Origin of the sequence: Rothia sp. P7181 (assembly GCF_048513015.1) — a bacterium.
In the GTDB taxonomy this organism is placed as follows: Bacteria; Actinomycetota; Actinomycetes; order Actinomycetales; family Micrococcaceae; genus Rothia.
In genome coordinates this window covers 1-25213 of the sequence record NZ_JBLXXZ010000007.1, presented here as the reverse complement: position 1 = coordinate 25213, position 25213 = coordinate 1, and the positions used below count along the sequence as shown (strand labels likewise).

24 protein-coding genes are annotated in these 25213 nt (G+C 46.3%); 16 read left to right on the top strand and 8 right to left on the bottom strand.

Annotated features, from left to right (window positions below; genetic code table 11):
- Positions 1 to 56: 56 nt before the first annotated feature.
- The 11 genes from dop (at position 57) to ACN08Z_RS04710 (ending at position 11579) form a co-directional block, all read left to right on the top strand.
- Positions 57 to 1652 (top strand): depupylase/deamidase Dop, encoded by a 1596-nt coding sequence (dop, locus tag ACN08Z_RS04760; RefSeq protein ID WP_419103446.1) that lies wholly within the window; start codon positions 57 to 59, stop codon positions 1650 to 1652.
- A 2-nt stretch (positions 1653 to 1654) separates the two neighbouring features.
- A complete protein-coding gene (locus ACN08Z_RS04755; protein ID WP_419103445.1) occupies positions 1655 to 1852 on the top strand; it encodes a ubiquitin-like protein Pup in 198 nt (65 codons plus the stop codon).
- 71 nt (positions 1853 to 1923) lie between these two features.
- Entirely contained in the window at positions 1924 to 3357 is a 1434-nt protein-coding gene (gene pafA / locus ACN08Z_RS04750; RefSeq protein WP_419103444.1) for a Pup--protein ligase, read from the top strand.
- A 77-nt stretch (positions 3358 to 3434) separates the two neighbouring features.
- Positions 3435 to 4577 carry an FKBP-type peptidyl-prolyl cis-trans isomerase gene (locus tag ACN08Z_RS04745; RefSeq protein ID WP_419103443.1) on the top strand — a complete coding sequence of 381 codons (1143 nt, stop codon included), beginning with the start codon at positions 3435 to 3437 and terminating at the stop codon, positions 4575 to 4577.
- A 34-nt stretch (positions 4578 to 4611) separates the two neighbouring features.
- Entirely contained in the window at positions 4612 to 5010 is a 399-nt protein-coding gene (locus ACN08Z_RS04740) for an FKBP-type peptidyl-prolyl cis-trans isomerase (protein WP_419103442.1), read from the top strand.
- 129 nt (positions 5011 to 5139) lie between these two features.
- Positions 5140 to 5511 carry a hypothetical protein gene (locus tag ACN08Z_RS04735; RefSeq protein ID WP_419103441.1) on the top strand — a complete coding sequence of 124 codons (372 nt, stop codon included), beginning with the start codon at positions 5140 to 5142 and terminating at the stop codon, positions 5509 to 5511.
- On the top strand, positions 5504 to 5758 hold the full coding sequence (gene tatA / locus ACN08Z_RS04730; RefSeq protein WP_419103440.1) for a Sec-independent protein translocase subunit TatA: 255 nt from the start codon (positions 5504 to 5506) through the stop codon (positions 5756 to 5758). Before ACN08Z_RS04735 ends, tatA begins: the two co-directional genes overlap by 8 nt.
- 96 nt (positions 5759 to 5854) lie before the next feature.
- Positions 5855 to 6718 (top strand): twin-arginine translocase subunit TatC, encoded by an 864-nt coding sequence (gene tatC / locus ACN08Z_RS04725; protein WP_419103439.1) that lies wholly within the window; start codon positions 5855 to 5857, stop codon positions 6716 to 6718.
- 166 nt (positions 6719 to 6884) lie between these two features.
- The gene (locus tag ACN08Z_RS04720) at positions 6885 to 9641 is read left to right on the top strand and encodes a DEAD/DEAH box helicase (protein ID WP_419103438.1); all 2757 of its coding nucleotides are present in this window, start codon (positions 6885 to 6887) and stop codon (positions 9639 to 9641) included.
- Positions 9642 to 9646: 5 nt separating this feature from the next.
- The gene (locus ACN08Z_RS04715; protein ID WP_419103437.1) at positions 9647 to 10744 is read left to right on the top strand and encodes a hypothetical protein; all 1098 of its coding nucleotides are present in this window, start codon (positions 9647 to 9649) and stop codon (positions 10742 to 10744) included.
- 88 nt (positions 10745 to 10832) lie between these two features.
- Positions 10833 to 11579, top strand: coding sequence for a polyprenol monophosphomannose synthase (locus tag ACN08Z_RS04710; RefSeq protein WP_419103436.1), 747 nt, complete (start codon positions 10833 to 10835; stop codon positions 11577 to 11579).
- Between the two features lie 134 nt (positions 11580 to 11713).
- Here ACN08Z_RS04710 and ACN08Z_RS04705 read toward each other — a convergent pair whose 3' ends face one another.
- From ACN08Z_RS04705 to ACN08Z_RS04695, 3 genes are all read right to left on the bottom strand, one after another.
- Positions 11714 to 12055, bottom strand: a complete 342-nt coding sequence (locus ACN08Z_RS04705) for an RNA polymerase-binding protein RbpA (protein ID WP_419101718.1) — start codon at positions 12053 to 12055, stop codon at positions 11714 to 11716.
- Positions 12056 to 12179: 124 nt separating this feature from the next.
- Complete coding sequence (locus tag ACN08Z_RS04700; RefSeq protein ID WP_419103435.1) at positions 12180 to 13265, bottom strand: SPFH domain-containing protein; 1086 nt, start codon at positions 13263 to 13265, stop codon at positions 12180 to 12182.
- 44 nt (positions 13266 to 13309) lie between these two features.
- Positions 13310 to 13765 carry an NfeD family protein gene (locus ACN08Z_RS04695; RefSeq protein WP_419103434.1) on the bottom strand — a complete coding sequence of 152 codons (456 nt, stop codon included), beginning with the start codon at positions 13763 to 13765 and terminating at the stop codon, positions 13310 to 13312.
- Between the two features lie 323 nt (positions 13766 to 14088).
- On the opposite strand from ACN08Z_RS04695, the gene ACN08Z_RS04690 reads away from it, so the two are divergent.
- On the top strand, positions 14089 to 14490 hold the full coding sequence (locus ACN08Z_RS04690) for a DUF3054 domain-containing protein (protein WP_419103433.1): 402 nt from the start codon (positions 14089 to 14091) through the stop codon (positions 14488 to 14490).
- A gap of 89 nt (positions 14491 to 14579) precedes the next feature.
- On the opposite strand, the gene trpD is transcribed toward ACN08Z_RS04690, so the two are convergent.
- A complete protein-coding gene (trpD, locus tag ACN08Z_RS04685) occupies positions 14580 to 15629 on the bottom strand; it encodes an anthranilate phosphoribosyltransferase (RefSeq protein WP_419103432.1) in 1050 nt (349 codons plus the stop codon).
- 219 nt (positions 15630 to 15848) lie between these two features.
- Here trpD and ACN08Z_RS04680 point away from each other — a divergent pair, with 219 nt between their 5' ends.
- The 4 genes from ACN08Z_RS04680 to ACN08Z_RS04665 all read left to right on the top strand — a co-directional run bounded on the left by ACN08Z_RS04680 (position 15849) and on the right by ACN08Z_RS04665 (position 20157).
- Positions 15849 to 16487, top strand: coding sequence for a cytochrome c oxidase subunit 3 (locus ACN08Z_RS04680; protein ID WP_419103431.1), 639 nt, complete (start codon positions 15849 to 15851; stop codon positions 16485 to 16487).
- Between the two features lie 71 nt (positions 16488 to 16558).
- Positions 16559 to 17353, top strand: a complete 795-nt coding sequence (locus tag ACN08Z_RS04675) for a c-type cytochrome (RefSeq protein WP_419103430.1) — start codon at positions 16559 to 16561, stop codon at positions 17351 to 17353.
- Positions 17354 to 17401: 48 nt separating this feature from the next.
- Positions 17402 to 18493: a Rieske 2Fe-2S domain-containing protein gene (locus ACN08Z_RS04670; protein WP_419103429.1), complete on the top strand. Its 1092-nt coding sequence runs from the start codon at positions 17402 to 17404 to the stop codon at positions 18491 to 18493.
- Between the two features lie 2 nt (positions 18494 to 18495).
- Positions 18496 to 20157, top strand: coding sequence for a cytochrome b (locus tag ACN08Z_RS04665; protein WP_419103428.1), 1662 nt, complete (start codon positions 18496 to 18498; stop codon positions 20155 to 20157).
- 1611 nt (positions 20158 to 21768) lie between these two features.
- On the opposite strand, the gene ACN08Z_RS04660 is transcribed toward ACN08Z_RS04665, so the two are convergent.
- The 4 genes from ACN08Z_RS04660 to ACN08Z_RS04645 all read right to left on the bottom strand — a co-directional run.
- On the bottom strand, positions 21769 to 22170 hold the full coding sequence (locus ACN08Z_RS04660) for a cytochrome c oxidase subunit 4 (RefSeq protein WP_419103427.1): 402 nt from the start codon (positions 22168 to 22170) through the stop codon (positions 21769 to 21771).
- A gap of 6 nt (positions 22171 to 22176) precedes the next feature.
- Positions 22177 to 23886, bottom strand: a complete 1710-nt coding sequence (ctaD, locus tag ACN08Z_RS04655) for a cytochrome c oxidase subunit I (RefSeq protein ID WP_419103426.1) — start codon at positions 23884 to 23886, stop codon at positions 22177 to 22179.
- Between the two features lie 10 nt (positions 23887 to 23896).
- The gene (gene coxB / locus ACN08Z_RS04650; RefSeq protein ID WP_419103425.1) at positions 23897 to 24769 is read right to left on the bottom strand and encodes a cytochrome c oxidase subunit II; all 873 of its coding nucleotides are present in this window, start codon (positions 24767 to 24769) and stop codon (positions 23897 to 23899) included.
- Positions 24770 to 25015: 246 nt separating this feature from the next.
- Positions 25016 to 25213: HesB/IscA family protein (locus ACN08Z_RS04645; protein ID WP_419103424.1), on the bottom strand; the 198-nt coding region annotated here is incomplete at its 5' end.

The window sequence follows — 25213 nt, the reverse complement described above, 5'->3', positions numbered from 1 at the left end:
CTCTCCACCGAACATCATGGAGCGTTAGCATCAGCATTGTCTCAAAGGAGCCTATTGTGAGCGTACAACGCATTATCGGAGCAGAAACCGAATACGGGATTATTGCCCCTACACACCCTCACGCCAACCCGACAATGCTTTCTGCCGAAGTAGTTGATACCTATAACAAACTATTCCGCCGAGAACTTTCTGCACAAAATAGCTCAACAATATGGGAATACGACTCTGAAACACCCCTACAAGATGCTTACGGAAACACTCAAGAAGAACAACACGCCCACCCTAGCCAACTCACTCACCAAAGCGCTGTACTCACCAGCGAAGATATCGCTGCAGAAGCACTCTTAGAATCCGGCATATATGCAGAACGACTCGACCCCGACGCAGTCACCATGAACGCTATTTTGCCTAATGGCGCTCGCCTCTATGTCGATCATGCACACCCCGAGTATTCATCACCGGAAACATCATCACCACGAGATGCCGTACTATGGGACGCTGCTGGAGACTACCTCGCTGCACGAACCATTCAAAACCTCGAAGAAACAGCAGAAGAGACAAAACTTCCCAAGCTGCAACTTTACAAAAACAACACTGACTCTAAAGGGCAATCCTACGGTTCGCACGAAAACTATTTGGTTCGACGAGATATAGACTTTGACGAACTATCCGAGGCTCTTCTACCATTCTTTGCAACACGACAGATTATGACTGGTGCTGGGCGTGTTGGCATCGGCACAACTTCTGAAAAACCTGGCTATCAAATCTCCCAGCGAGCTGACTTCTTTGAACGGACTATCGGTTTAGAAACAACGATTCGTCGCCCGATGATTAACACTCGCGACGAACCACACGCAGATTCGGATAAATATCGACGTTTACACGTCATCATCGGAGACGCCAACCTCTCTCATTATTCGAACCTTCTCAAATTTGGTACTACTTCTTTAGTGTTGAACTTGATTGAGAATCATCAAGCCCCTCAAATAGCATTAGCTGACCCCGTCAAAGCCATGCACACCTTCAGCCACGATCTAACCTTGAAACAGCAATTACCGTTAACGAACGGCACATCCCTAACAGCTATAGAGATTCAACGACTGTATCTTGAAGCTGCACAAAAATATGAACAAAACCCAGATTCGCACACACAAGAAATCTTAGAACTGTGGGACAAAACCCTCACTCTCTTAGAAACTGACCTATTCGCTTTAGCTGACACTCTCGATTGGGTCGCAAAATACCAGCTCATACATCAATATGTTCAAAAAGGTGTTAACTGGGATAACCCCAAATTACAAGCTATCGATCTTCAATACGCAGATATCCGCCCGCATAAAGGCCTGTACCATAAGCTTGTTCAGCTAGGCAGAATGAAAACGCTATTTACACAAGAACAGATTGCTTTTGCCAGCCACTACCCACCAGAAGACACCCGCGCCTACCTACGAGGCACGATGATTCGTCGATGGCCAGAAGAAATACTCAGCGCCAACTGGGACACCATAGTAGCAAGAAGCCCCTGGGATACTGTTGTTCACCGGTTGAGATTAGATGAACCTAAGGCATACACTAAAAAGAGCGTCGAACATCTACTCAACGTCGATAATGCGAGCACCCTAATTGACCAACTTAACCACGAAGGAGAATAACAATGGAACGCCAACGCATACAAGCGCAGCAACAACAAAACCTTGTAGAAGAAACCCCCATCAACATCGCGTCTCAGAGTGCTGCGATTAACCAAGACCTCATTGTAGAAACAGATGACCTCCTAGCAGAAATTGATGGTCTTCTCGAAGAAAACGCTGAAGACTTCGTCAAAGGATTCGTCCAAAAAGGTGGAGAATAAACACCCCACAACCCCCTAAAATCTTGGTGATTTCAACGAACTGAGAACACCATCATCGACAGAATAGAACTATGCAAAAACGAATCTTCGGAATAGAAACCGAGTACGGAATCACCTACGTACCTGACGAATTAGGCCCCATCGGCCCAGAAGAAGCCTCAAGAATACTTTTCAAACCTGTTGTAGATACTTGGCGCTCCACTAATGTTTTTCTTCCGAATGGTTCAAGGCTCTATCTTGATGTAGGATCTCACCCCGAATACGCTACCGCCGAATGCGCAACAATCACAGATTTGATTGCCCAAGATAAAGCAGGCGAGGTCCTCTTCGCTGACCTCGTCAATCAAGCACAAGACACCCTAGAAGCAGAAGACCATCACGGCAGAATTTACTTATTCAAAAATAACGTTGATTCTGCGGGAAACTCTTTTGGCTCACACGAGAACTACTTACTTGAACGAAAAGTAGAGTTCGCAAAACTTACAACAAGTCTTATCCCTTTTCTGATTACTCGACAAATCATTGCCGGCGCCGGAAAAGTACACCCGCAAGGAGTACCAGAATGGGGCCCATGCTCTCTAGGGAAAGCCGGAGAACCTAGCTATTCTTTCTCGCAACGAGCAGACTACATTTGGGAAGGCGCCTCTACTGCAACGACTCGCGCTCGCCCGCTGATTAACACTCGCGATGAGCCGCATGCTGATGCAACGTTGTATCGCCGTATGCACGTGATTAATGGTGACTCAAATATGTCGGAGACAACGTCACTTCTTAAGATTGGCTCTACCGATATTGTTCTTCGCATGTTAGAAGACCATTATCCTCTTCGTGATTTTGAAATTTCTGATACAGCAACTGCTCTACGTGTTGTGTCACATGACTTGACTGGTCGAGCGCAATTCCCGTTACGTGATGGTTCTTTCTGCTGTGCGTTAGATATGCAACGTCACTATCTTGATTCTGCACGAAATTATATTGAACACCATGGTGCTCACCACGAGCATGTTCCGTATGTCCTGGACTTATGGGAGCGTACTCTTCAAGCCATTGAAACGGGGGAGTACAGCAGTATTGATACAGAGATTGATTGGGCTATCAAGAAAAAACTTCTTGATTCTTATATCCTTCGAGGTGCTAGCGGGTATAGCGACCCACGTATTGTGCAGCTTGACTTCGCGTACCACGATATTGACCCCGATCGTGGGGTATTCAATGTTTTGACGCGTGCAGGACGAGCGAAACGATTCCTTGATACAGAGAGTATTCAACGGGCTACCATGATTCCTCCAGAAACTCGCGCTAAAATTCGTGGTGAGTTTATTCGTGCTTCTCGTGCAGCAGGGGAGCCGTTTACCGTGGATTGGGTACACTTACGCCTGAATAATAAGCCTCAATTTAATATTGTGTGCCAGGATCCGTTTGAGACCTCTAACCCTGAGGTACAGGCTCTTTTAGAAACTTTGCGTCATAATAGTGCTCAACAATGGACTCCGCCTTTTGTCTAGAGACTGTTACAGTTTTAGTGAAGGTGTCGTTACCTCAACGAGCGATAGATTGTATAACCAACAGAAAGTCATATCTCGTGCCTAAGAAAATTGCATTAACTACCACTGGAATCATCCTATCTTTAGCATTGTCTGCTTGTTCAGGTGGTAGCGCTAACAACCTAGATAAGGTGTCTTACGATCTCAAAGATGCAACAGCCGCTCCGTCAGTTTCTTTTGCGACTCCTTTTAGCGTAGGAAAAACTGAAACTCACCTTATTTCCGAAGGCGATGGAGATTCTGTAAAAGACGGTGACACACTGCTTATACAAGCAACAATTTTTGATGGTAAAGAAGCTAAAGAACTCGGCACAACGTATGAGTCAAAACCATTGATGATTTTGGTAGGCGAGAAACTCAAAGAGAATGCCCCAGAACTATATTCTATGCTGACAGAGCACAAAGTCGGTTCTTCCTTCTCGTACTCAACGAACATGGTGAGTCCTGAAGCAGGAGAGTCCCCCTCAGCTGCTCCGGCTGATTCGCCAACTAATGTCGAAGTTTATACCGTAGTGCAGAAGCTTCTTCCAGAAGCAACTGGAACTGCTCTGGACCACAAAGACTGGAATAAAGCTTTAGAATCCTTTGAGATTGCAGATAGTGGTGCTGGTGTCATCAAACTTAAAGATGATCGTGGAGATGCACCGAAAGAGCTCGTGACTCAGAACCTGATTGAAGGATCAGGACGCACCGTTGAGAGCACCGATCAAGTATACGTAAAGTATGAGGGAGTCCGTTGGGAAGACGGAAAATCTTTTGACGGTAACTATAACGGTGACCCTTTGGACATCTCTTTAGGCGGCGTTATTAAAGGATGGAAAGAAGGACTATCCGGTCATAAAGTTGGTTCTCGCGTACTTTTAGTAATCCCTTCTGAACTGGCCTATGGAGAGAACCCAGCAAATGGTGCTCCTAGCGGTGCCCTTGTTTTTGTGGTTGATATTCTTGGTGCTATGCCCACACCAGAAGCTGTTATTGCTCAGCAGAAGGCCGCTGAAGAAGCTCAGAAAAAGGCTGAAGAGTCAAAGAATAAAGAAGAATCTAAGGGCGACGAAAAACCGGATACTGAGACTCCACGCGAGGAACCGAAACCTGAAGAGCCAAAAGCCGATGAAGGGGCTCCAGCAGAGAATCAACCTGCTCAGGAAGCTCCCGCACCTGAAGAGTCACCGGCTCAATAAAAGTTTTGATTAATACTTAAGGAGAAGAATTATTATGTCTTTCGGCAAACGAGAACTTGACCGCACAAAACCTGAAATCGATGTCCCCACCAACGGTGCACCAGAAGAGCTTGTCATCATCGACCAGATTGTGGGCACAGGGCCAGAAGTTGAAGCAGGAAACGCTATTTCTTGTCACTATGTGGGCGTTGCCTTCTCTACAGGTGAAGAATTTGACGCTTCATGGAACCGTGGTGCTCCACTAGAATTCCGTGTTGGTATCGGACAAGTCATTCAGGGCTGGGATCAAGGGCTGCTTGGCATGCGTGTTGGTGGCCGACGTCGTCTAGAAATTCCTTCTGACCTTGCATATGGTGAACGCGGTGCTGGTGCTGCTATCGCGCCAGGAGAGTCCCTCATCTTTGTTGTAGATCTTTTGGACGTTCGTAAGTAATTTTAAAAGGCTTCATCTGGAGTGACTGCACTCAAGATGAAGCCTTTTAAAAAACCTTGAGGAAACTCCACGGTGTTTTAGGCAGTGTTTTTACACTTTTAGCTGTAAATGGTTTATATACTATGAAATATGCCTTGGTGGTTTTGGATAGTTTTATGGAGTGTCTTAGTTCTGGTATCAGTTCTTTGGCTGGCATTTCACGCCTATCGGATGATTCTCAAAGGAGCCTCGGCTTTTGAAGAGTTCTTACGGTTGAGCGATAACTGCGCTAAAACCTGGGAGGAATCTGCTGCTACTGCTACTCGTTTAGTGAAACGTACATCTCCTCCGGCTATTTTTACGCCGGTATCTGAGAGCTACGCTTCTTATGAACAAGGTAAGAAACAGCGTCAACAAGAACGAATCTCGCGTAGAATACAGAAACGAGATATACTCGGTCAGCCACAACGCGTTGGCGACCTCCGTCGAAACACACGAAAGGGTGCTGATTCCCATGGGTAGACTATTTGACAGCCCTGTACACCTCATTATCTTACTGATTGTTATTCTTTTAGTTTTCGGTGCTCCTAAGCTCCCTGGAATGGCGCGTAGCCTTGGCCAGTCGATGCGCATCTTCAAGTCAGAAGTTGAGAGCATGAAGAAAGACTCTAAGAAGGAGACAACTCCTACTGCTTCTTCTGAAGATGAGGTCGTAAGAGGCGAAGTGATTGATAACAAGCCTTCAAACACCGAATCTGAGACAAAATAAAGAAATCCGTTTTAACTGAGTGGACCCGTACCCCTTTACTCTGTATTGAGGGTACGGGTTTACATGGTTATGATGACATAAGTTTTTAGGGTAAAAATGGCACGGGAACATAGTCGTAAGAATAATCCTCAAGCAAATATGGAATTGAAGGAGCATATCCGCGAATTCAAAAACCGAGTCATCAAATCTGCGGTTGCTACCTTATTGACGACTATCGCTGGATTCTTCCTGTACATGCCCTTTATTGAAGCAATCTCTGTTCCTATACAGGAGCTACAAAAAGAAGGCCGTTTAGCTTCTTTGAACTATGACACCATCCAATCGGGCTTTGGTCTGTTGGTGTCAGTGTCTTTGTACATTGGTATTGCTCTTGCCTCACCTGTGTGGCTGTACCAGCTTTGGGCTTTTATTACCCCAGCTCTTTATAAAAAAGAACGTCGCTACGCTTTAGGTTTTATCTTTACTGCTGTCCCAATGTTTATTTTGGGTCTTATCGTTGCTTGGTACAGTTTCCCTGGTGTGGTCACTGCTTTTACCTCCTTCACTCCGAGTAACGGCACAAACGTCATGACAGCAGAAATATACATATCCTTCCTCGTAAAGTTTATGCTTTCTTTTGCATTAGCTTTTGTGACTCCTGTCATTCTCGTGGGTCTTAACTTCATTGGTCTTCTATCAGGCAAGACCGTCCTCAAATCTTGGCGCTGGGTCGTCATCTTCATCGCAACGATTTCTGCAGCTACAGCACCAGGCAACGACGTTGCTACCATGTTCTACCTTGCTGCTCCCTTGATAGTTTTCTTCTTTATCGCAATTCTTATCTGCCTATGGTCAGATAAACGTCGAGCTAAGAAACAAGCAAAGCTGGCACAAGGGCTCAACGACGAAGAACTCAACAGAGCAACAAGTGCCGAAGAACTTGAACGTTTAGGGCGTGAAGAACCTACCAAACAAGAATAAAAGCATAATCTTTAAATAAAAGAGGGGTGAGCGATAATCGTTCACCCCTCTTTGTTTCAGATGCGATAGTGTATAGAAAATACCACTGATTGCACCCAGACAGGCTGTTACGTTGTAGAAAAATTTTGCGCCATCCTACGACGTCACCAGAAAAATGATGGAGAAGATGATGGATCATCGCAGTTTTGACCTTCTAGAAGACTTTGCACATACCTTAAACTTTCCGCTAGATGGTTTTCAACGTGAAGCATGTATCGCAATTGAGCAGAATAAAAATGTTTTAGTGGCAGCTCCTACTGGTGCCGGTAAAACTCTCGTTGGTGAATTCGCTATACATCGGGCACTGAGCGAGGGGAAAAAAGCTTTTTATACGGCTCCTATTAAAGCCCTCAGCAATCAGAAATATCATGATTTGGTAAAAATCTATGGTGAGGAGGCTATCGGCTTACTTACCGGAGATACCTCTATTAATTCTGAAGCCCAAGTTGTTGTCATGACAACTGAGGTCCTTCGAAATATGTTGTACGACGATTCTTCCACCTTAGAAGAACTTGGCTACGTGGTGATGGACGAAGTGCATTACTTGGCTGACCGTTCTCGTGGTGCTGTGTGGGAAGAAGTGATTATTAATCTTCCTGAAGATATTCTTTTGGTGTCTTTATCAGCAACGATTTCAAATGCCGAAGAATTCGGAGACTGGTTAGATACTGTCCGCGGTGAGACACAAATTATTGTCTCTGAACATCGTCCGGTTCCTCTTCTGCAACATATGATGGTCGGCGGAGAACTTTTTGATCTTTTTGCTGACGAGAAAGACCCTCGTCTTGCAAAATATCGTTCTGCACAAGAAATTTCCAAAGGGTACGTTATTAACCCGAGACTGCGCCAACTTAAAACTTCTTCTCGAAATAGTGGTTATGGGCATGGACGTCACGGCTATAAATCTGGGTATTCTCGCCGTTCTTCACATGTGGCGTTGGGGCGGGTTCCTCGCTATCAAATACTCCAGAACCTAGATAAGAATGCTCTTCTTCCGGCTATTTATTTTATCTTTTCTCGTAATGGTTGTGATGACGCGGTCAAGCACTGTATTGCACGAGATGTACGTCTTACAACAGACCGAGAACAACATAAAATTCTAGAGTACGTGACTGAAGCTACACGTCATCTTGATGTTCTCGATCTTCAAGCTTTAGATTTTTATAGCTGGAAGGATGGTCTTCTGCGAGGAATCGCTGCCCATCATGCCGGACTGTTGCCACTGTATAAAGATGTTGTGGAAAAACTTTTTTCACAAGGTCTGCTTAAAGTTGTTTTTGCGACAGAGACTCTTGCCCTCGGCATCAATATGCCGGCACGTTCTGTGATTCTCGAAAAGTTAACGAAATTCAATGGGGAGAACCACGTAGATATTACTCCCGGACAATACACACAGCTGACGGGGCGTGCTGGACGTCGAGGAATTGATATTGAAGGGCATGCTGTTGTGGTATGGAAACGTGGTTTAGATCCTGATCACGTTGCATCGCTTGCTTCAAAGAGAACGTATCCTTTAGATTCTTCCTTTAGCCCTACCTACAATATGAGTGCTAATCTAGTAGCACGATTTGGTACATATGAGACAAAGAAGACTCTTGAATCCTCCTTCGCTCAATTTCAGGCCGATAAGTCTGTGGTGGGGGTAGCTCAGCGTGTACGTAAAAATGAGCGTGCTTTAGCGGGCTATCAGAAATCATTATCCTGTGAACGCGGTGATTACTTTGAATATGCACAATTAGTGCGTGCTGTGAGCGCGGAGAAGAAAAATCTTGAGAAGAGACGTCGTAGCTATATAAAATCTGTTGCTCTTGAGTCTTTAAAATCTTTGCGTTCTGGAGATGTTATTGAGTTGCCCGGTGGTCGTTATCGTGGTTATGCAACGGTTCTTCAATGTCAAGATGGCAGAGATGGCGTTCCTGAAATTGATGTTATTAATGAGAAAGCTCAGCATAGAGTTCTACCGGGTTCTAAGATTGAGAGTCCCCTTGAGCCTATTTCTTATGTGAAGATTCCGCGTAAGGTACGGGGTCGAAGTGTCAAAGAACGCCAAGATATTGCATCTCGTATGAGAACTGCTTTGTATGAGGGGCGTCCTCCTCGTCGGGACGTTACTTTGTCAGGAGATGGTTTTCCTTCTTCTGACAAGCTAGAAGAATTACGTCAACGAGTGCGGGAACATCCTTGTCATGAGTGCCCTGAACGGGAAGAGCACGCTCGCTGGGAAGAACGTTGGCGTAAACTTGATGCTACGACTCAAACTCTTCGTCACCAGATTGATACCCGGACTAATACTATTGCTAAGGTTTTTGAACGCATCACGAAACTGCTTGAAGAGTATGGATATATGTATCATGACGGGCATGATTATTATTTGACAGAAGCCGGAGAGAATTTGCGCCGTTTACATGGTGAACGGGAGTTTTTGCTGTCTCTCTGTTTAGAAGATGGTTTCTTGGACGGGTTAGACTCGGCGGCGACTGCTTCTGTCATATCGGCGGTGGTTTATCATTCGAAGAGTGGAGAATACTCGCCGTTAGAGAAATATCCGAGACGCTCTATCGAGTTATCTTTGCAGAAAGTCTATTCTCATTGGGAACGTCTGAGCTCCTCCGAACGCCGTTCTCGGCTGCCGGTAACGTCAGCACCTGATTTTGGATTTATATGGTCTACTTATCAGTGGGCTAGAGGTAAATCTTTATCTCAAGTTCTTGAGCACGCTGATATGTCGGCAGGAGATTTTGTGCGTTGGATGCGTCAGGTCATTGATGTCCTGAACCAGATTTCTTATGTTAGCGTTTCAGATGCTCAGCTTCGTACTCAGTGTGAGGCTGCTATTCGTTTGATTCGTCGTGGTGTTGTTATGACTGAAGTGGAAGGACTGTAACTAAGGTGTCTTCTTCTCTACTTTTATTTCGTTCTGGTTTAGTTCATACCCCTGTTGATCCTGAAGCAACGGCTGTTCTGATTAATGGTTCGAGTGTCGAATGGTTGGGGTCGGAGGCTGGTGCCTGTTCTCTTTATGATGATCGGATGCAATGCATAGATATGGGCGGACGTCTTCTGTGTGCTGCCTTTAGTTTAGGGATGGTACGAGTTTCGAGTATTGTTGAAGCTCAATTGTTAACGGATCGTTTATTGGAACATGGGTATGGGGGAGTCACCTATGTTGTTCCTGCCGATATTTTTAGTGAAGTGACTTCCCTGTTATCTGGTGTTGGGGTACGTAGCTATCTTTACTGTGAAGTTAATTCTTTAGCTGAGATTGATTCTCTGCCTAGGGGAGTTGACCGCATTTCTCTTTCTGTCACCTGCTCAGAGTTTTGGGAGGTTCTCGAGCGTGCATCTTCGAGAAACTATCACCTTTCAGTACAAGTTGAAGGGGAATATGATTTTCAGCGTTTCTTGAGCTATTTAGAAACGCAAGAATATCTAGGTTTTCGTTCAGTGCGCTGTGACGGTGTTAGCTCCCTGAGCCAAGAGTCTATGATGCAATGTGTACAACACAAAGTTGCTTTAGGATTTACCAGTGATATTGATAAAGAAGTCCATCAGTCGTTATCTGCGGCAATCTCTTTAGGCGTTGTTACTTTCTGCGGTTCTGATCCACAGTCTTCTACGCCTAAAAACTTGGGGTGGAATCTAATTCATCAAATCATCGAGCGCAACACGCCTGAGACCTCTGTAACATCACGTGGTGTATTTCATGCTCTAACGCGTACGGTGTACCGTAGCTTGGGGGAGTCCTCAAGCCTTTATGGACAACTTGTGCCTTCATCTCCAGCAGACTGCGCTATGTGGAATATTGCCTCTCTTGAATCAACCCAGACCCAAGGAATAGCGCAAAGCTGGAGTACGGATCCTCGTTCCCGAGTACCTTCTTTGCCTCATCTTGAAGCAGAGGATTTACCGGTTTTGTCGTCACTGTATATTGATGGTCAGCTTATACTAAGTAAATCGTCTGCAAAATCATGGTCTAGGCTCACCTAAAACTACCAGAAGACAGGTAAGAGAACTTATATACTGGTATCTGAATTTTTCAAAGCGCTCTTTCAAAGCGCACAAGGAGTAATGGCTAATGCGTGTATTGACGGTGATTCCTACATACAACGAAAAAGATAACCTTCCTGTTGTTGTGAGGGAACTTCGTGCAGCAGTTCCAACCTGCCATATTTTAGTGGTGGATGATAATAGTCCTGATGGTACTGGTGAACTGGCTGACGAGATTGCTGCCGAAGACTCTCATGTCCATGTACTACACCGCGCCGTTAAAGATGGTTTAGGTGGAGCATATATTGCGGGTTTTAAATGGGGTTTGAATGAAGGATATGACGTCCTCGTTGAAATGGATGCAGATGGTTCTCACCGCCCAGAACAGTTGCCTTTGCTCCTAGAGGCTATTGAAAATGGTGCGGACTTAGCTATTGGATCTCGTTATGTTCCTGGTGGAAAAACAAAAAATTGGCCGATGCATCGTCAGATTTTGTCCCGTGGCGCAAATCTTTATACCAAGATTATTTTAGGTACAAAGATCAACGATATTACTGCTGGTTACCGCGCATTCCGTCGCGATGCGATCGAACATCTGTTGCTTACTGATACGGATTCTAAAGGCTATGTTTTTCAGGTGGATCTTGCGTGGCGGGCAGAAAGCGCCGGACTTAAAATTGTTGAAGTTCCTATCACCTTCGTTGAACGTGCTATTGGCACCTCAAAAATGGACAGTTCCATCATCCTTGACTCAATGACTAAAGTGACAGGCTGGGGACTAACTTCTCGCTACAAGAAAGCTAGAGAGCTAGTTAGCTCTTTGAGAGGTAAATAAGATTTTATTCTAGATACCAATAGGGTGTGGTTGCCATATTTATGGCAACCACACCCTATTGATGTTAAAAATGTTGGGGTGTTTCTTCACAGATTTGTGAAGAAACACCCCAACATTTTGGGTATGTGCGCTTTCTAAGAAAGCGAGTGGCGCTGTCTGTAATAGTCGATACGTTGTTGGAGAGTATCTTCTAGCTCTTCAATGCTGCGACGTTCTAGAAGCATATCCCAGTGTGTACGTACTGGTTTTTCTTGGGATTCTTCTTGGTCGCCTTCGCCGTTGACGAGGTATGCTTCGTCACCAGATTTTGCAGTCCAAGTTTGGGGGATATCGGCTTCTTGGGCAAAGGTCACAAAAACTCGTTCACCTTTTTCTGTTCGATATTCAACTCGCTGTCGAGGAGCTGGCTCAACGCCGGCCTCAGTTTCCATCGACTGCGAACCAAGACGCATACCACGTAGGCTGCGATCGCTCATTTAATATCCTCCAAGTGTGTTGGCTAAACCTCTATGAGAAAAACAGATAGGGGCGTAGATAAGGCTGACTCACAATAAGCGGGTCAAAGAAACATTATAGACCTTTTGCCCTTGATGATTCTACCTATGAGGGTGAGCCGGGCTTATTTTCCGTAGGAACTTCAATTCCGGTATTGAGCTTATCTAGATTTGGGTTGAGGTCTTCGGGCGTTACCTTGATAATTCCTGTTTCAACGATAGGATCCTCCGAGATTTTTGGAGAATTTTCTTCGGATGTTTCTGTTGCATTTTGAGAATTATCTGAGGTGAAACTCTTTGGATCGAAAGCGTTTCCTAATCCACGGAGGGCTTCACCTAATTCAGTAGGGATAAACCAGAGCTTGTTTGCATCGCCTTCAGCAAGTTTTGGAAGTGTCTGTAGGTACTGGTAGGTGAGAAGTTTTTGTGATGGGTTTGCTCGATGGATAGCGTTGAAGACTTTTTGAACAGCTTGAGCTTCGCCATCTGCCCGAAGAATAGCAGCTTTTGCGTCGCCTTCGGCGGTGAGAATCTGAGACTGCTTCTGACCCTCAGCTCGAAGAATAGCAGCACGAGAGTCACCCTCGGCGGTGAGAATCTGAGACTGCTTCTGACCCTCAGCTGTGAGAATCGCAGCTCGACGGTCTCGTTCTGCGCGCATCTGTTTTTCCATGGAGTCTTGAATGGACGCTGGTGGCTGAATTTCTTTGATATCGACACGTGAGACACGGATACCCCAACGCCCTGTCGTGCTGTCGAGTACTCCTCGTAGTTCACTATTGATTTGGTCGCGTGAGGTAAGGGTTTGTTCGAGGTTGAGTCCACCTACGACGTTACGTAGTGTTGCTGAGGTGAGTTCATCTACTGCGTGGATATAGTTGGTAATTTCATACGTGGCAGCTTGCGGGTCTGTGACTTGGAAATATACGACAGTGTCGATTCCTACAACGAGGTTATCTTCGGTGATTACTGATTGTGCTGGAAAGGATACAACCTGTTCGCGTAAATCGATAAGAGGTAAGACTCTGTCGATGAAAGGTACCGTGACATGGAAGCCGGGGTTAAGGGTGGTGTGATATTTGCCGAGGCGTTCGACGATTCCTGCGCGAGCTTGAGGAATGATGCGTACTGCGCGTAAAAGAATTACTGCTACGAGAACAGCTAGGGACGTGAGGACAATTGTAAGCGGCATAATATATGCACGACCTTTCTATGGTGCGTTTATTGGCTATAGTTTTAGGCTTTGTGGTCGCCGATATACGCGGTTGCTCCTTTAATGTTCAAAACATAAGCATTTTGAGTGGGGGAGAAACTTCTATTTTTATCTGCTGAGCGTGCTGTCCAAGTGTCTCCAGCTAGCTCGATAAGACCTGAATCTGATGTTACTTTTTCAAGAATTTTAACTTCTTGACCAATAAGTCCTGCGGTATTTGTGGAAATATTTGGGGTGTTCTTATTGAGTCGATGAATAAGTTTTGGGCGGGCAGCAAGTAGAAGCACAATGCTTAGTACAGCAAAGATAAAGACCTGAATGTTGAATGATTCGGTAAAAAGTGTTGAGGCTGATGTTCCTAAAGCTGCTAATGCAAGCATGAGGAAAAAGAAATCGAGGGAAAGAATCTCAATGATAGCCAGAAGGATGGCTGCGAAAATCCAGAAGGCCCAGAGGTGATAAACGAACCAGTCGAACATATAAAGCTCCTTATGTTGTACATATTCATTATATTCTCAGTGATCAAGAAAGACCTAGTGATTTTGAGATATCCACAGCTTTCTGATTCGCCGATAATCTACATTATGTAAAGTAAATATATTTTACACTCCTCTACTAGGGTTTTGAGGCCTTCAGAAATCGAAATCCTAGTGTGACTGTTTTCTGCATGAACTCGTACTGCTATACACACGTTGTCTCAGCCTTTTGTGAAATTTGAGGACACGGCCAAGCAGATGTCTAGAAACGGCGCTGTGTGAGAGAGATAATGCAGGTATATATTTCCCGTGGAAGGATTTTCCCTATGGCTACTCGTTCTCGCTCTCGAGGTTCTTTACCTCTGCACCTTAGCACCGGTATTGATATCTTCCTTATTGTGCTCTTTGCTGGAATCGGCAGATTCAACCATCATGAGCCGCTATCTGGAACTTTTATGACGGCTATTCCCTTTCTTCTGGGGTTCTTAGCTGTTCGATTCGTTCCAGTTGTAAACTCTAGACCTTTTTCTCTGTTTTCCGGTGTTGCTGTGTGGGCTTCCACTGTTGTGATTGGGCATTTATTACGGCTAGTTTTCGGTGGTGGAACAGCTTGGAGCTTCTTCATGGTTAGCGCGATTGTTCTAGCCTTCTTTTTGGTGGGATGGAGAATCTTGCTATTACTACTGTCGAAAACAGTTTTTAAGCACAAACGTTGGAGACTTTCCTAAGAATTGTTCGATCTAGCGTAAGCTTAAGGGTGGGCACACATGTTGTGTGCCCACCCTTAAGCTTTTTTATTTAACCTTTGGTTTAAGGTTTAGCTCTTGAAGTTAATCCAAGATTCAAGTTTAGCCTGAGCCTTACCTGATGAGAGCGTTTCTCTCACAGTGTTTAATGCATTATCGAATCGTTCCTCAAAACTCGTTAATTCTTCGGGTGTTTGATAAGCCATTAATCCAGCTGTTGCGTTAAGAACAACCGCATCATAAATAGCGCCTTCGCAGATTTCTTGAGACATCACATCTGAAAAAATCTGCGCATTGTATGAAGCGTCTGCGCCTCGCAACTCACTTAACGAATGATACACAAAGCCAAATTCACGAGGGTCGAATATCTGGTGTCTTATCTCCCCTTGGTGAATCTCCCAAATATCAGATGGTCCGCTGACCGTTAACTCATCTAAACCATCATGGCCTCTAAAGACTAATGCGTGATGATTTTTACGTTGAGCAAAAACTCCCGCAATTTTTTCTGCAAAATCTTCTCGGGCTACTCCAATTGCTGACGATAGAACCTGAGCAGGATTCGTAAGCGGCCCGAGAAAATTGAAAACAGAAGGTACGCCCATCTGTCGTCGCACCGGAGCTACAAAGCGCATCGAAGGATGAAACACTTGCGCGAAAAGAAAAGCAATACCAATCTCTGCACTGCACTGTTCAACCTCTTCAATACTTAAATCCAACGGAACGCCTAAGGCCTCAAGAACGTCAGCAGATCCACTCGCTGAGGAAGAAGCCCTATTGCCGTGTTTGACAACAGGAACTCCGCTAGCGGCAATGACAACAGCGGCCATGGTTGAAATGTTTACTGTATTTTGTTGGTCTCCCCCAGTTCCAACAATGTCTACTGCTTGTTGTCTAATGCTAGGGCGAACAGCTTTAGCTAACATTCCTTGAGAAAGATACTCAAGCTCTTGGCTACTCTCCCCTTTAGTGTGTAATCCCATGAGAAAAGCACCCAGAATACTATCAGGAGTCTGGCCAGTCATCATCTGATCCATAGCCCATAACGCTTGTTCTTTTTCAAGCTCTTGAGACTTTTGCAAAGAATTGAGAACTAATTTCCATGAGATTGGTGTTTGTTTCATACCCCCGATTCTAGAACAAAGAACGTGCTAAACCTTTTTCTTGGTACAAAATGACTCGTATGGTGAGAGGGTTACGCCAAGTTTACAGACATCGTGTCGCTATCTTCTTAAGAAAGATTTACTGTAAAACCGCGGAAAATAAGGGTTTTTTGCAACACACCTACTACTTTAAGGCCTAGGTTCTTGGTCTGAACGGTGTTTTACAGACATAATGTCTATGTGACAACTGCAACCCAAACCCCAAGTAAGTCGGCTCATCCGACTCTCAACCGTCCAAATAACGTTGCCGTAGGTACCGTTGTGTGGCTCGGTTCTGAGCTGATGTTCTTTGCCGGACTATTCGCAATGTACTTCACGCTACGTGCTTCACGCCCCGATATCTGGGCAGAAAACGTAGTGTTTTTGGAAGTCCCACTAGCTACTTTTAACACCATTGTTTTGGTGCTGAGCTCTGTGACCTGCCAATTTGGTGTCTTCAAAGCTGAGCAGCTTAAGCCTCGTCGTACCGGTTCCCTGATGAATATCAAGGAATGGGGCATGGTCGAGTGGTTCCTTCTAACCTTCATCATGGGCGCATTCTTCGTCTCGATGCAGGTTTATGAATACGCAACTCTCGTATCCGAAGGCGTAACCATCGCTTCTAGCGCATATGGATCAGCGTTCTACATCACCACCGGCTTCCACGCGCTCCACGTGACCGCTGGACTCGTAGCGTTTCTCTTCATCATCGGTCGCGCCTACGTGGCAAAACGTTTCGGTCACTACGAAGCAACGAGTGCCGTTGTTGTTTCCTACTACTGGCACTTTGTTGATGTCGTCTGGCTTGCGCTTTTCGGTGTGGTCTACTTCCTTCGATAAGTAGAAAATACGAACGAGAACTATAGCTCAACAGATTATTCAGCACACACACAACTAAGGAACTATTCGACGTGAAGGCAATTTCTCAGAAGCGGCGTCATCCGCTTGCAGCCCTCGTGTTACTTCTTTTCGCTCTCGTCCTCACCGGTGGCCTCTATGCAGTTGCCACGGCTACAAACGAAGCAAGAGCAGAAACTAAGAACACCTACACTGCAGAACAGGTTGAAGCAGGACAAAAACTCTTTGTTTCTAACTGTGCAACATGCCATGGCGCAAATGCAGAAGGAACTGTAGACGGACCCTCCCTCATTGGCGTAGGTGCCGCTGCTGTTGATTTCCAGGTAGGAACCGGACGTATGCCTCTGCAGATGCAAGGTCCGCAGGCCCAAGCGAAACCAGTACAGTTCAACGAAGAAGAAACTGCTCAGCTAGCCGCTTATGTTGCCTCCCTCGGTGCTGGCCCCGCAATTCCTGAAGATGAATACCTCGACGTATCCAAAGGTGACGCTGCTAACGGCGCTAAAGTCTTCTTAGCAAACTGCGCTATGTGCCACAATGCGGCAGGTGCAGGTGGTGCGCTAACTCGTGGTAAATGGGCTCCTTCGCTCATGGGTGTTAAAGAAAGCCACATCTACGAGGCTATGGCAACTGGACCTCAGAACATGCCAGTGTTTAACGATGCAAACATCACCCCAGAAGAAAAGCGTGACGTTATCACCTACCTAAAGTCTCAGGAATACAACGTATCCCCCGGCGGATTCAAAATTGGTTCTCTTGGCCCGGTGGCTGAAGGCCTGCTCATCTGGACCGTTGGCCTAGGTATCGTTCTCGTATTCACTATCTGGCTAACATCACGTTCTGCTTAAGACAACACACACATAAGATTTCGTACCAAGGAAGATTTGAGGCAACACATGGGTAACCATAGTGACGGTGTACAGGAACATTCCTCAGCCGTAGTTACCTCTCACGAGGAAAGTAAGGAGAAGTTCAGAGATCCTGGACTTCCTCCGCACGCTCCGCGCCTGACCGACGTGGACCCCAAAAAGGCTAAAGCCGCAGAACGCCAAGTAATTGCTCTGTTCATCATCTCGATGCTCGGATCAGTGCTTTTCTGGTTTGCGTACTTTGGTGTTCGCATCGGCGGAGATTACTACGACGTATTGAACCCCGCCGCAACAGATCAGCTACGTCTGCAAAACCTATTGCTTGGCTTGGGTATCGCTTTTGCAATGTTCGGTATCGGTATCGGTATCGTCCACTGGGCACGCACCTTGATGCCTGACCACGAAATGATGGAAGAGCGGCACGCTGTTCGCACCGAAGAAGACCGCGCAAAAGCTCAAGAAATCATCGAAACTGTTATTGAAGAATCTGGTATCAAACGCCGTCCGTTGCTTCGTAACACCCTCATCGGCTCTATGATTCTTGCGCCGCTGACCTTCGTCACCTTCCTCCGCGACCTTGGTCCAGCAGACCCCGCCGTTCTCAAATACACCCTCTGGGATAAAGGTGTTCGCCTCGTGCGTGACCCTTCCGGAACGCCTATCAAAGCAGCTGACGTTACTATCGGTTCCGCATACCACGTACTTCCAGAGACCTTGGTTTCTGTATCTCACGAAAACGGATACCTTGAAGAAAAAGCAAAAGCAGTTGTTCTGCTCATGCGTCTTGACCCAGCTGAACTAAAGGTCTCTAAGGGACGTGAAGACTGGAATGTCGATGGCATTATCGCTTACTCCAAGGTTTGCACCCACGTAGGCTGCCCCATCGCTCTGTACGAGCAACGCACACACCACCTCTTGTGCCCTTGCCACCAGTCGACCTTCGATGCTGCTGATGAATGCAAGGTTGTGTTCGGGCCAGCTGGTCACGCACTACCCCAGCTTCCTATCACCGTAGATGACGAAGGCTACTTGGTAGCTCGTAGCGACTTTAAAGAGCCTGTTGGTCCCGCTTATTGGGAACGTGCACAACACGTCAAAGAGATGGCAGGTGAACAATAAAAATGTCACATACTACTCAGACTGAATACACTCCAAAGACTTCAACCGGACGTATCGCAAACTTTGTGGACTCCCGTGTTGGACTTTCTGGAATCGTTAAAGAGTTTGGTCGCAAAATCTTCCCCGACCACTGGTCCTTCATGTTCGGTGAGGTTGCTCTTTACAGCCTCGTGATTCTCATTATCTCCGGAACATTCCTAACCTTCTGGTTCAACCCTTCAACAGCTTCAGTAGCCTACGACGGCTCCTACCTTCCGATGAAGGGTACCGAAATGTCCGTGGCGTTTGAATCCGCTTTGCATATCTCTTTTGATATTCGTGGCGGTCTTCTGATTCGTCAGATTCACCACTGGGCAGCATTGATGTTCATGCTCGCCATCTGCATTCACATGCTTCGCGTATTCTTTACCGGCGCTTTCCGTCGACCACGCGAGCTGAACTGGGTTGTTGGTTGTGTCCTCTTCATCCTCGGCATTTTTGCTGGCTTTACCGGATACTCCCTACCCGACGACGTGCTTTCCGGTAACGGTCTACGCATTGTCGATGGCATTATGATGGCAATTCCAGTTGTGGGAACTTATCTTTCTCTCTTCTTCTTCGGAGGAGAATTCCCCGGACACTACATCATCGGGCGTTTATACTCCTTGCACATTATGATTATCCCCGCGTTGATTCTTCTCTGTGTAGCCATCCACTTGTTCATGGTTGTTGTTCACAAACATACCCAGTACCCTGGACCTGGACGTCGTGAAGATAACGTTGTGGGCTTCCCTGTTGGCCCGGTATATGCTGCAAAAGCTGGCGGTTTCTTCTTCATCGTCTTCGGAATCATCGCATTTTTGGCGGCAACTTTCACCATTAACGCTATTTGGAACTACGGACCTTACGATCCATCCCCTGTTCAGGCAGGTACTCAGCCTGACTGGTACGTTGGTTTTGGCGATGGTGCTTTGCGTCTTTGGCCTGGCGTATGGCCTTTCCCTTGGGAATTTGAATTCCTCGGTGGTACTTGGGTTCTGAACGTTCTTCTCCCCTTTGCCATGGCTGGCGTCATTATCATGTTCATGTTTGGATGGCCGTGGATTGAACGTTGGGTTACTAAAGACGATAAAGAACATCATATTCTTGACCGTCCACGCAATGCTCCTTTCCGTACTGGAGCTGGTGTTGCTGGCGTTATCGCATATAGTGTTTTGATGATTGCAGCGTCCTCTGACCTCATTGCAACTCACTTCCACGTATCCTTGAACGATGTTGCTTACTGGCTACGAGTTCTATTCTTCATCGGCCCAGTTATTGGCTATATGATTACCTATCGCCTATGCCTATCATTGCAGCGTAAAGACCGCGAACTTGTCTTACACGGTATTGAAACTGGTCGTGTTGTGCAGCTTCCTCACGGCGAATTTATCGAGGTGCATAAGCCACTGGACGAGTTCCGTCGTTACAAACTCGTTGCCTTTGAAAACCATGAAGTTATTCCTGCCCAACCTAACAAAAAGGGTAAGATTTCTTTGATGGAAAAGACTCGTGGCAAACTATCTCAGCTATGGTTTGAAGACCGAGTTGCTCCGGTAACTCCTGCTGAGCTTGAAGCAGCGCATCATGATCACGGTCATGATGAGTTGGATTCTCATTCATCAGGTGAAGCTCTCGAGAAGTAAAATATAGTTCTCCACATAAAAAGGAGTGGTACTGGCTAGTTTTAGCCGGTACCACTCAACTATTTTAAGAACCTTTTCAGCACCTATAGGAGTTGCTACAGACCATTTGGATTCCGCAGTGATGCTACGCACAACGTAATTGTAGAAGAAACAGCACCAAAGCCTCGGGACCGAACCCGCTTCACCGTCGCAACTTGCTCCCACTCAGTAGCCCTGTCTGCTGCCACTTCCCCACCAACGCCTCCAACTCAGCTACCGGCTCCGGCGAATAACGCCTAGTACAGTCTGCTGTTACCCCTTGTCTGAGGTTGCCGGAATTGTCGGGAGTGTTGAGAAAAGTTCATACGTGAGAAGTACACCCCGAAAACAGGCTCACAGAGTTGGGAGCCTATGATGTCTGAGCAGCTCAGTGAGAGTTCGTGGCTGAGATTGGGCGTAAGGGCGGGAGCCGAAGAATAGAAGCCCAACGCGTGAGCCTTAGCGAAAGGCTCACGCGTTGGGAAGGCTGTGGAAGAATGCTCATTCTATCGGCCGTAGAGCGCAGATTCAGGCTTTGAAAGAGGCCGGGTATAAACAATGCGAAGTTGCCGAAAAATGGGTTTAGGTATTGCCGCAATCAAGCGTGCCTGGAACTGAGCCGAAAGGTATCATTCCTGAAGCTTAATCAGGCTATGACCGCTTCCCCAGCTTGCCCCTCACTCCTTCAACGCTCCTACCGCCTGGGTAATAGAGGTTCCTGGATGCTCCTCACGCATACCTCCTAATTTCCTTAGTAGACGGGTATGGTTGATTCTTTTCCTTCCTCGGAGGAATCTTCTCAAAACTGCCGTCTGAGGTAATGACAAAGACAGCTAGAGACACAAGCATTAAAGCTGCTAGATGCTGCTGAAGTACAAGGGCCACTCCTGCTCCAAGAAGTACTATCGAGAGTAGAAGCTTGCTCTTCTTCACTCAAGTGATTGGCGACAGTTAAATCCCATCACGCATACTGTAAGCAAGTCAACTTACTACATCACAAACTAATAAAGGAGACAACAAACTCCCTAGTCAGCAAGCTCTCAAAAACTTACGTAACGCTCTTGCTGTCGGGGTGCTAAGTGGACAACACCACTGGGCCTTGACGGAGCAGTGCTCAGCCCAACCAGCACCTATACATCCCTAAAAATGCCGAACCGACACCCAAAACCTCAGCGCCCCACCAAAAAGAAAACCCAATTTACTTACACACGTCTGGCACTGAGGTGCAACTCCGTAAAGAACCTTTACCCCCTGACTTACAGCAGACCTCAAAATCGTCAATATAAGGCATGGGCGAAAACACAAATTGCTGTCCCGTGTGCTCTAAAAACCTCAGCAGAACCCAATACTCTATACCTCTATTGCTCAGGCTTATGCAAAACCAATACCTCGATAAGCGTGATACTCAAGCGATCGCTCTGTAGGCATCAATTTAGGTTCTTAAAACCTCTTAGTGTAAACAATGTGTTTTAGTCGAAGATGTTTTATGCTCAACTCCATGTTCTTTTCATAATGGAGGGCATAAAAAATGGTGTTCTAGGTTCATTGTGAACCTAGAACACCATTGACACAATGATGTCTGTAGTTAGCTCATTAGTGAGCGTGATCTCCACGGTTATATTCGTAGACCCAGCCGACACAAGCTAGAACCGATAGCGGAAGCGCAATACCTACAATCCACCAGCCCAAAGCTAAGCCAATCACTAATAGTGCGCAGACCGCAGCAATAACGATAGGCCACCAAGACCATGGAGAATAGAAGCCGTAGTCACCTGCAGCATCAATAATTTCTCCGTCTTCATTATCGCTCGGTTGATCCGGATGCAACTTATCGGTATAGAACAAGAACCCTGATAGGAATAAGCACATGATGGCGGTTACCATAATCGCGGGGAATCCTGCTAAATCACTGAACTTCGACATAAAACCGTAGATGAGTCCTACGGGGATGAGGAAGACTCCAATGAGCCCAAAAAGCCAAGCAATACTTTTCATCGTAGGCTACTTCCTTTCTCCGCTTGCTACAGCCTGACGAGCAGCCATCGCAACATCAACGTTGGTTGAGAGTTCTGGGTGGTGTAAGTCAAGAGCTGGACGTTCAGAACGGATACGTGGCAACGCGGTGAAGTTGTGGCGAGGAGGTGGGCAAGATGTTGCCCATTCCAAGGATGCGCCGAAGCCCCATGGGTCATCAACTTCAACTTTGGTTCCGTAACGTGCTGTGATGTAAACATTCCAGAAGAATGGAATCATCGATACTGCAAGAATCATGGAACCAACGGTGGAGAGCTGGTTCATCCATGTGAATCCATCTTCAGGCATATAATCTGCGTAACGACGAGGCATACCTACAACACCTAGCCAGTGCTGGATGAGGAAGGTCATATGGAATCCTGTGAATAGGAGCCAGAAGTGAATTTTGCCGAGACGTTCGTTAAGCATTTTGCCAGTCCACTTTGGCCACCAGAAATAGAAGCCTGCGAACATGGAGAATACCACGGTACCGAAGATAACGTAGTGGAAGTGAGCTACCACGAAGTAGGTATCTGATACGTGGAAATCCAGTGGAGGTGTTGCCAAGATAATACCGGTGAGACCGCCGAAGAGGAACGTGACCAAGAACCCGAGAACCCAAATAATAGGTGTCTCAAAGGTGATTGATCCTCGCCACATGGTACCAATCCAGTTGAAGAATTTCATACCGGTAGGAACACCAATCATCATGGTCATGAAGGAGAAGAATGGCAACATTACTGCGCCTGTAACGTACATATGGTGTGCCCACACAGTCACGGAAAGAGCAGCAATTGAAATCGTCGCAAAGACTAGACCTTTGTAACCAAAGATAGGCTTGCGAGAGAAAACTGGAATAATCTCGGAGACAATACCAAAGAATGGTAGCGCGAGGACGTATACCTCAGGGTGTCCAAAGAACCAGAAGAGGTGTTGCCATAGAATAGCGCCACCGTTTTCAGGATCAAAGATATGTCCACCAAGACGACGATCCATACCCAACGCAAATAGCGCAGAAGCTAGAGGAGGGAAGATCATGATAATCAAAATCGAGGTAATAAGAGTTGTCCATGTGAAAACAGACATACGCCACATCGTCATACCTGGGGCACGCATGCACAAGATGGTGGTAATAAAGTTAACGCCACCCATAATGGTTCCAAAGCCCTGAAGAGCAAGACCAAAGACCCACAGGTCTCCACCAATGCTTGGTGAGTAGGTGGTGCTGTTCAATGGCGCGTAGGCGAACCATCCGAAGGATGCAGCACCCTGAGGGGTGATAAACCCAGCGATGGCAACTAGAGAGCCAAAGAGGAAGAACCAGAACGCGAGTGAGTTCAGTCGTGGGAACGCAACGTCCGGAGCGCCAATTTGTAAGGGAATAAGGATGTTTGCAAAGCCAGTAAATGCAGGGGTACCAAACATGAGAAGCATGAGGGTTCCGTGCATGGTGAACAGCTGGTTGAACTGTTCTTTGGTTTGCAAGAACTGCATGCCAGGTTCAAAAAGCTCAATACGCATGAGCAGAGCCATGATACCTGCGATGCAGAAAAAGATGAATGATGCTATGAGGTACATGTACCCAATAGTTTTGTGGTCAGTGGAAGTTATCCAATTGACGAAGATTCGCCCTTTAGATTTAGGTACCACGCGGGGGGCAACCTGACCCCCATCCGCTGAGTATTCCAAGCTAGTCACGGGTCACCTCTTAGTTTCGGATGTTTTGGTTAGGATTACGGTTGTATTCATCGCCGAGAATACCCTGAGTTTCAGGGTCTGAAGCTAATTTCTTCATATATGCTTCGTATTCTTCAGGAGAGACAACCTTGACGTTGAAGAGCATTTCCGAATGGTATTCGCCGCAAAGCTCTGCACACTTACCAGCGTATGTAGCTTCTTCAGCACCAGTGGTGAAGTACATGTGGTTGGTCATGCCAGGAACGGTGTCTCGCTTTTCCAAGAAAGCAGGAACCCAGAATGAGTGAATAACATCGCGGGTTTTAAGAACGAGATCAACGGTTGAATTCGTTGGTAGGTAGAGAGTGGGAAGAGTCTCTTCAACTCCTTCAGAACCGTCGAGGCTCAAATGTGCTTGAACACCTGAAGTGTGCACATTGGAATCTAGGTAGTTGAAGTCCCAAGCCCACTGCTTGCCATACACTTCAATGGTGACGTCAGGGTTATCAGATTTTGGTGCAGTAATTTGACGTTCAGCAGTATCGGAGAACGTAAACAAGCTGACAATCATGATAACCGGAATAATGGTGTAGAAGATCTCCAGAGGAGCATGGTAGCTCAGCTGGCGTGGATAACCTGTTTCATTTTTGCGTCGACGGTAAGCGATAATGCACCAAAGCATTAGTCCCCAAGTAATCAACCCAACAATGATGGCAGCAGCCCAAGATCCAATCCATAGATCCATGATGGTGTCTGCGTTGTCGGTAACTCCACGCTTTGTGGGCAACCAGCCCACCTCTGCCTGATCTGAACAACCTGTCATCAGCAATACAGAAGCTGAGGCAATGGCGCTAGTGGCCAATGCCTTGAGCTTGATACTGCCGGTTCGATGCTGCGAACTCACAGACGGCCCTTCCTTTTAGCGGTGTGCGTGCTATCTAAGACGAAAACTGTGTGTGGACAGAAAACGCCTCTAAAAATTCTTTCAGTATGAGCTTACCTTGATTCTGCTCATTCTGCTGACACTGTGTCACTGAACTTGCCGCTATTTCTTAACTATTTCGGTATTTTTACTCTTTTGAGAGGGATATTAGCTTGTGTCGTATGGGTAACAAGCCAATATCCCTCTCAAAAGTTTTGTCTAGGACTCTTAGTGGAATGAGTCTCCACAAGCGCAAGATCCTTGCGCGTTGGGGTTATCGATAGAGAAGCCTTGTTTTTCGATAGTGTCTTCAAAATCAATAGTTGAGCCATCGAGGTAAGGAACACTCATGCGGTCAACGATGACTTCTACCCCATCAAAAGAACGGATAGCGTCTCCATCGAGAACTCTTTCATCGAAGTACAA

Bases quoted from the DNA above. Each gene is read 5' to 3' on its own strand.
- ACN08Z_RS04755 (WP_419103445.1), top strand. From the start codon at position 1,655: ATGGAACGCCAACGCATACAAGCGCAGCAACAACAAAACCTTGTAGAA.
- ACN08Z_RS04740 (WP_419103442.1), top strand. From the start codon at position 4,612: ATGTCTTTCGGCAAACGAGAACTTGACCGCACAAAACCTGAAATCGAT.
- ACN08Z_RS04710 (WP_419103436.1), top strand. From the start codon at position 10,833: ATGCGTGTATTGACGGTGATTCCTACATACAACGAAAAAGATAACCTT.
- tatC (WP_419103439.1), top strand. From the start codon at position 5,855: ATGGCACGGGAACATAGTCGTAAGAATAATCCTCAAGCAAATATGGAA.
- ACN08Z_RS04735 (WP_419103441.1), top strand. From the start codon at position 5,140: ATGCCTTGGTGGTTTTGGATAGTTTTATGGAGTGTCTTAGTTCTGGTA.
- ACN08Z_RS04690 (WP_419103433.1), top strand. From the start codon at position 14,089: ATGGCTACTCGTTCTCGCTCTCGAGGTTCTTTACCTCTGCACCTTAGC.
- ACN08Z_RS04705 (WP_419101718.1), bottom strand. From the start codon at position 12,055: ATGAGCGATCGCAGCCTACGTGGTATGCGTCTTGGTTCGCAGTCGATG.
- ACN08Z_RS04665 (WP_419103428.1), top strand. From the start codon at position 18,496: ATGTCACATACTACTCAGACTGAATACACTCCAAAGACTTCAACCGGA.
- ACN08Z_RS04670 (WP_419103429.1), top strand. From the start codon at position 17,402: ATGGGTAACCATAGTGACGGTGTACAGGAACATTCCTCAGCCGTAGTT.
- ACN08Z_RS04720 (WP_419103438.1), top strand. From the start codon at position 6,885: ATGATGGATCATCGCAGTTTTGACCTTCTAGAAGACTTTGCACATACC.
- ACN08Z_RS04695 (WP_419103434.1), bottom strand. From the start codon at position 13,765: ATGTTCGACTGGTTCGTTTATCACCTCTGGGCCTTCTGGATTTTCGCA.
- ACN08Z_RS04660 (WP_419103427.1), bottom strand. From the start codon at position 22,170: ATGAAAAGTATTGCTTGGCTTTTTGGGCTCATTGGAGTCTTCCTCATC.
- ACN08Z_RS04700 (WP_419103435.1), bottom strand. From the start codon at position 13,265: ATGCCGCTTACAATTGTCCTCACGTCCCTAGCTGTTCTCGTAGCAGTA.
- pafA (WP_419103444.1), top strand. From the start codon at position 1,924: ATGCAAAAACGAATCTTCGGAATAGAAACCGAGTACGGAATCACCTAC.
- tatA (WP_419103440.1), top strand. From the start codon at position 5,504: ATGGGTAGACTATTTGACAGCCCTGTACACCTCATTATCTTACTGATT.
- trpD (WP_419103432.1), bottom strand. From the start codon at position 15,629: ATGAAACAAACACCAATCTCATGGAAATTAGTTCTCAATTCTTTGCAA.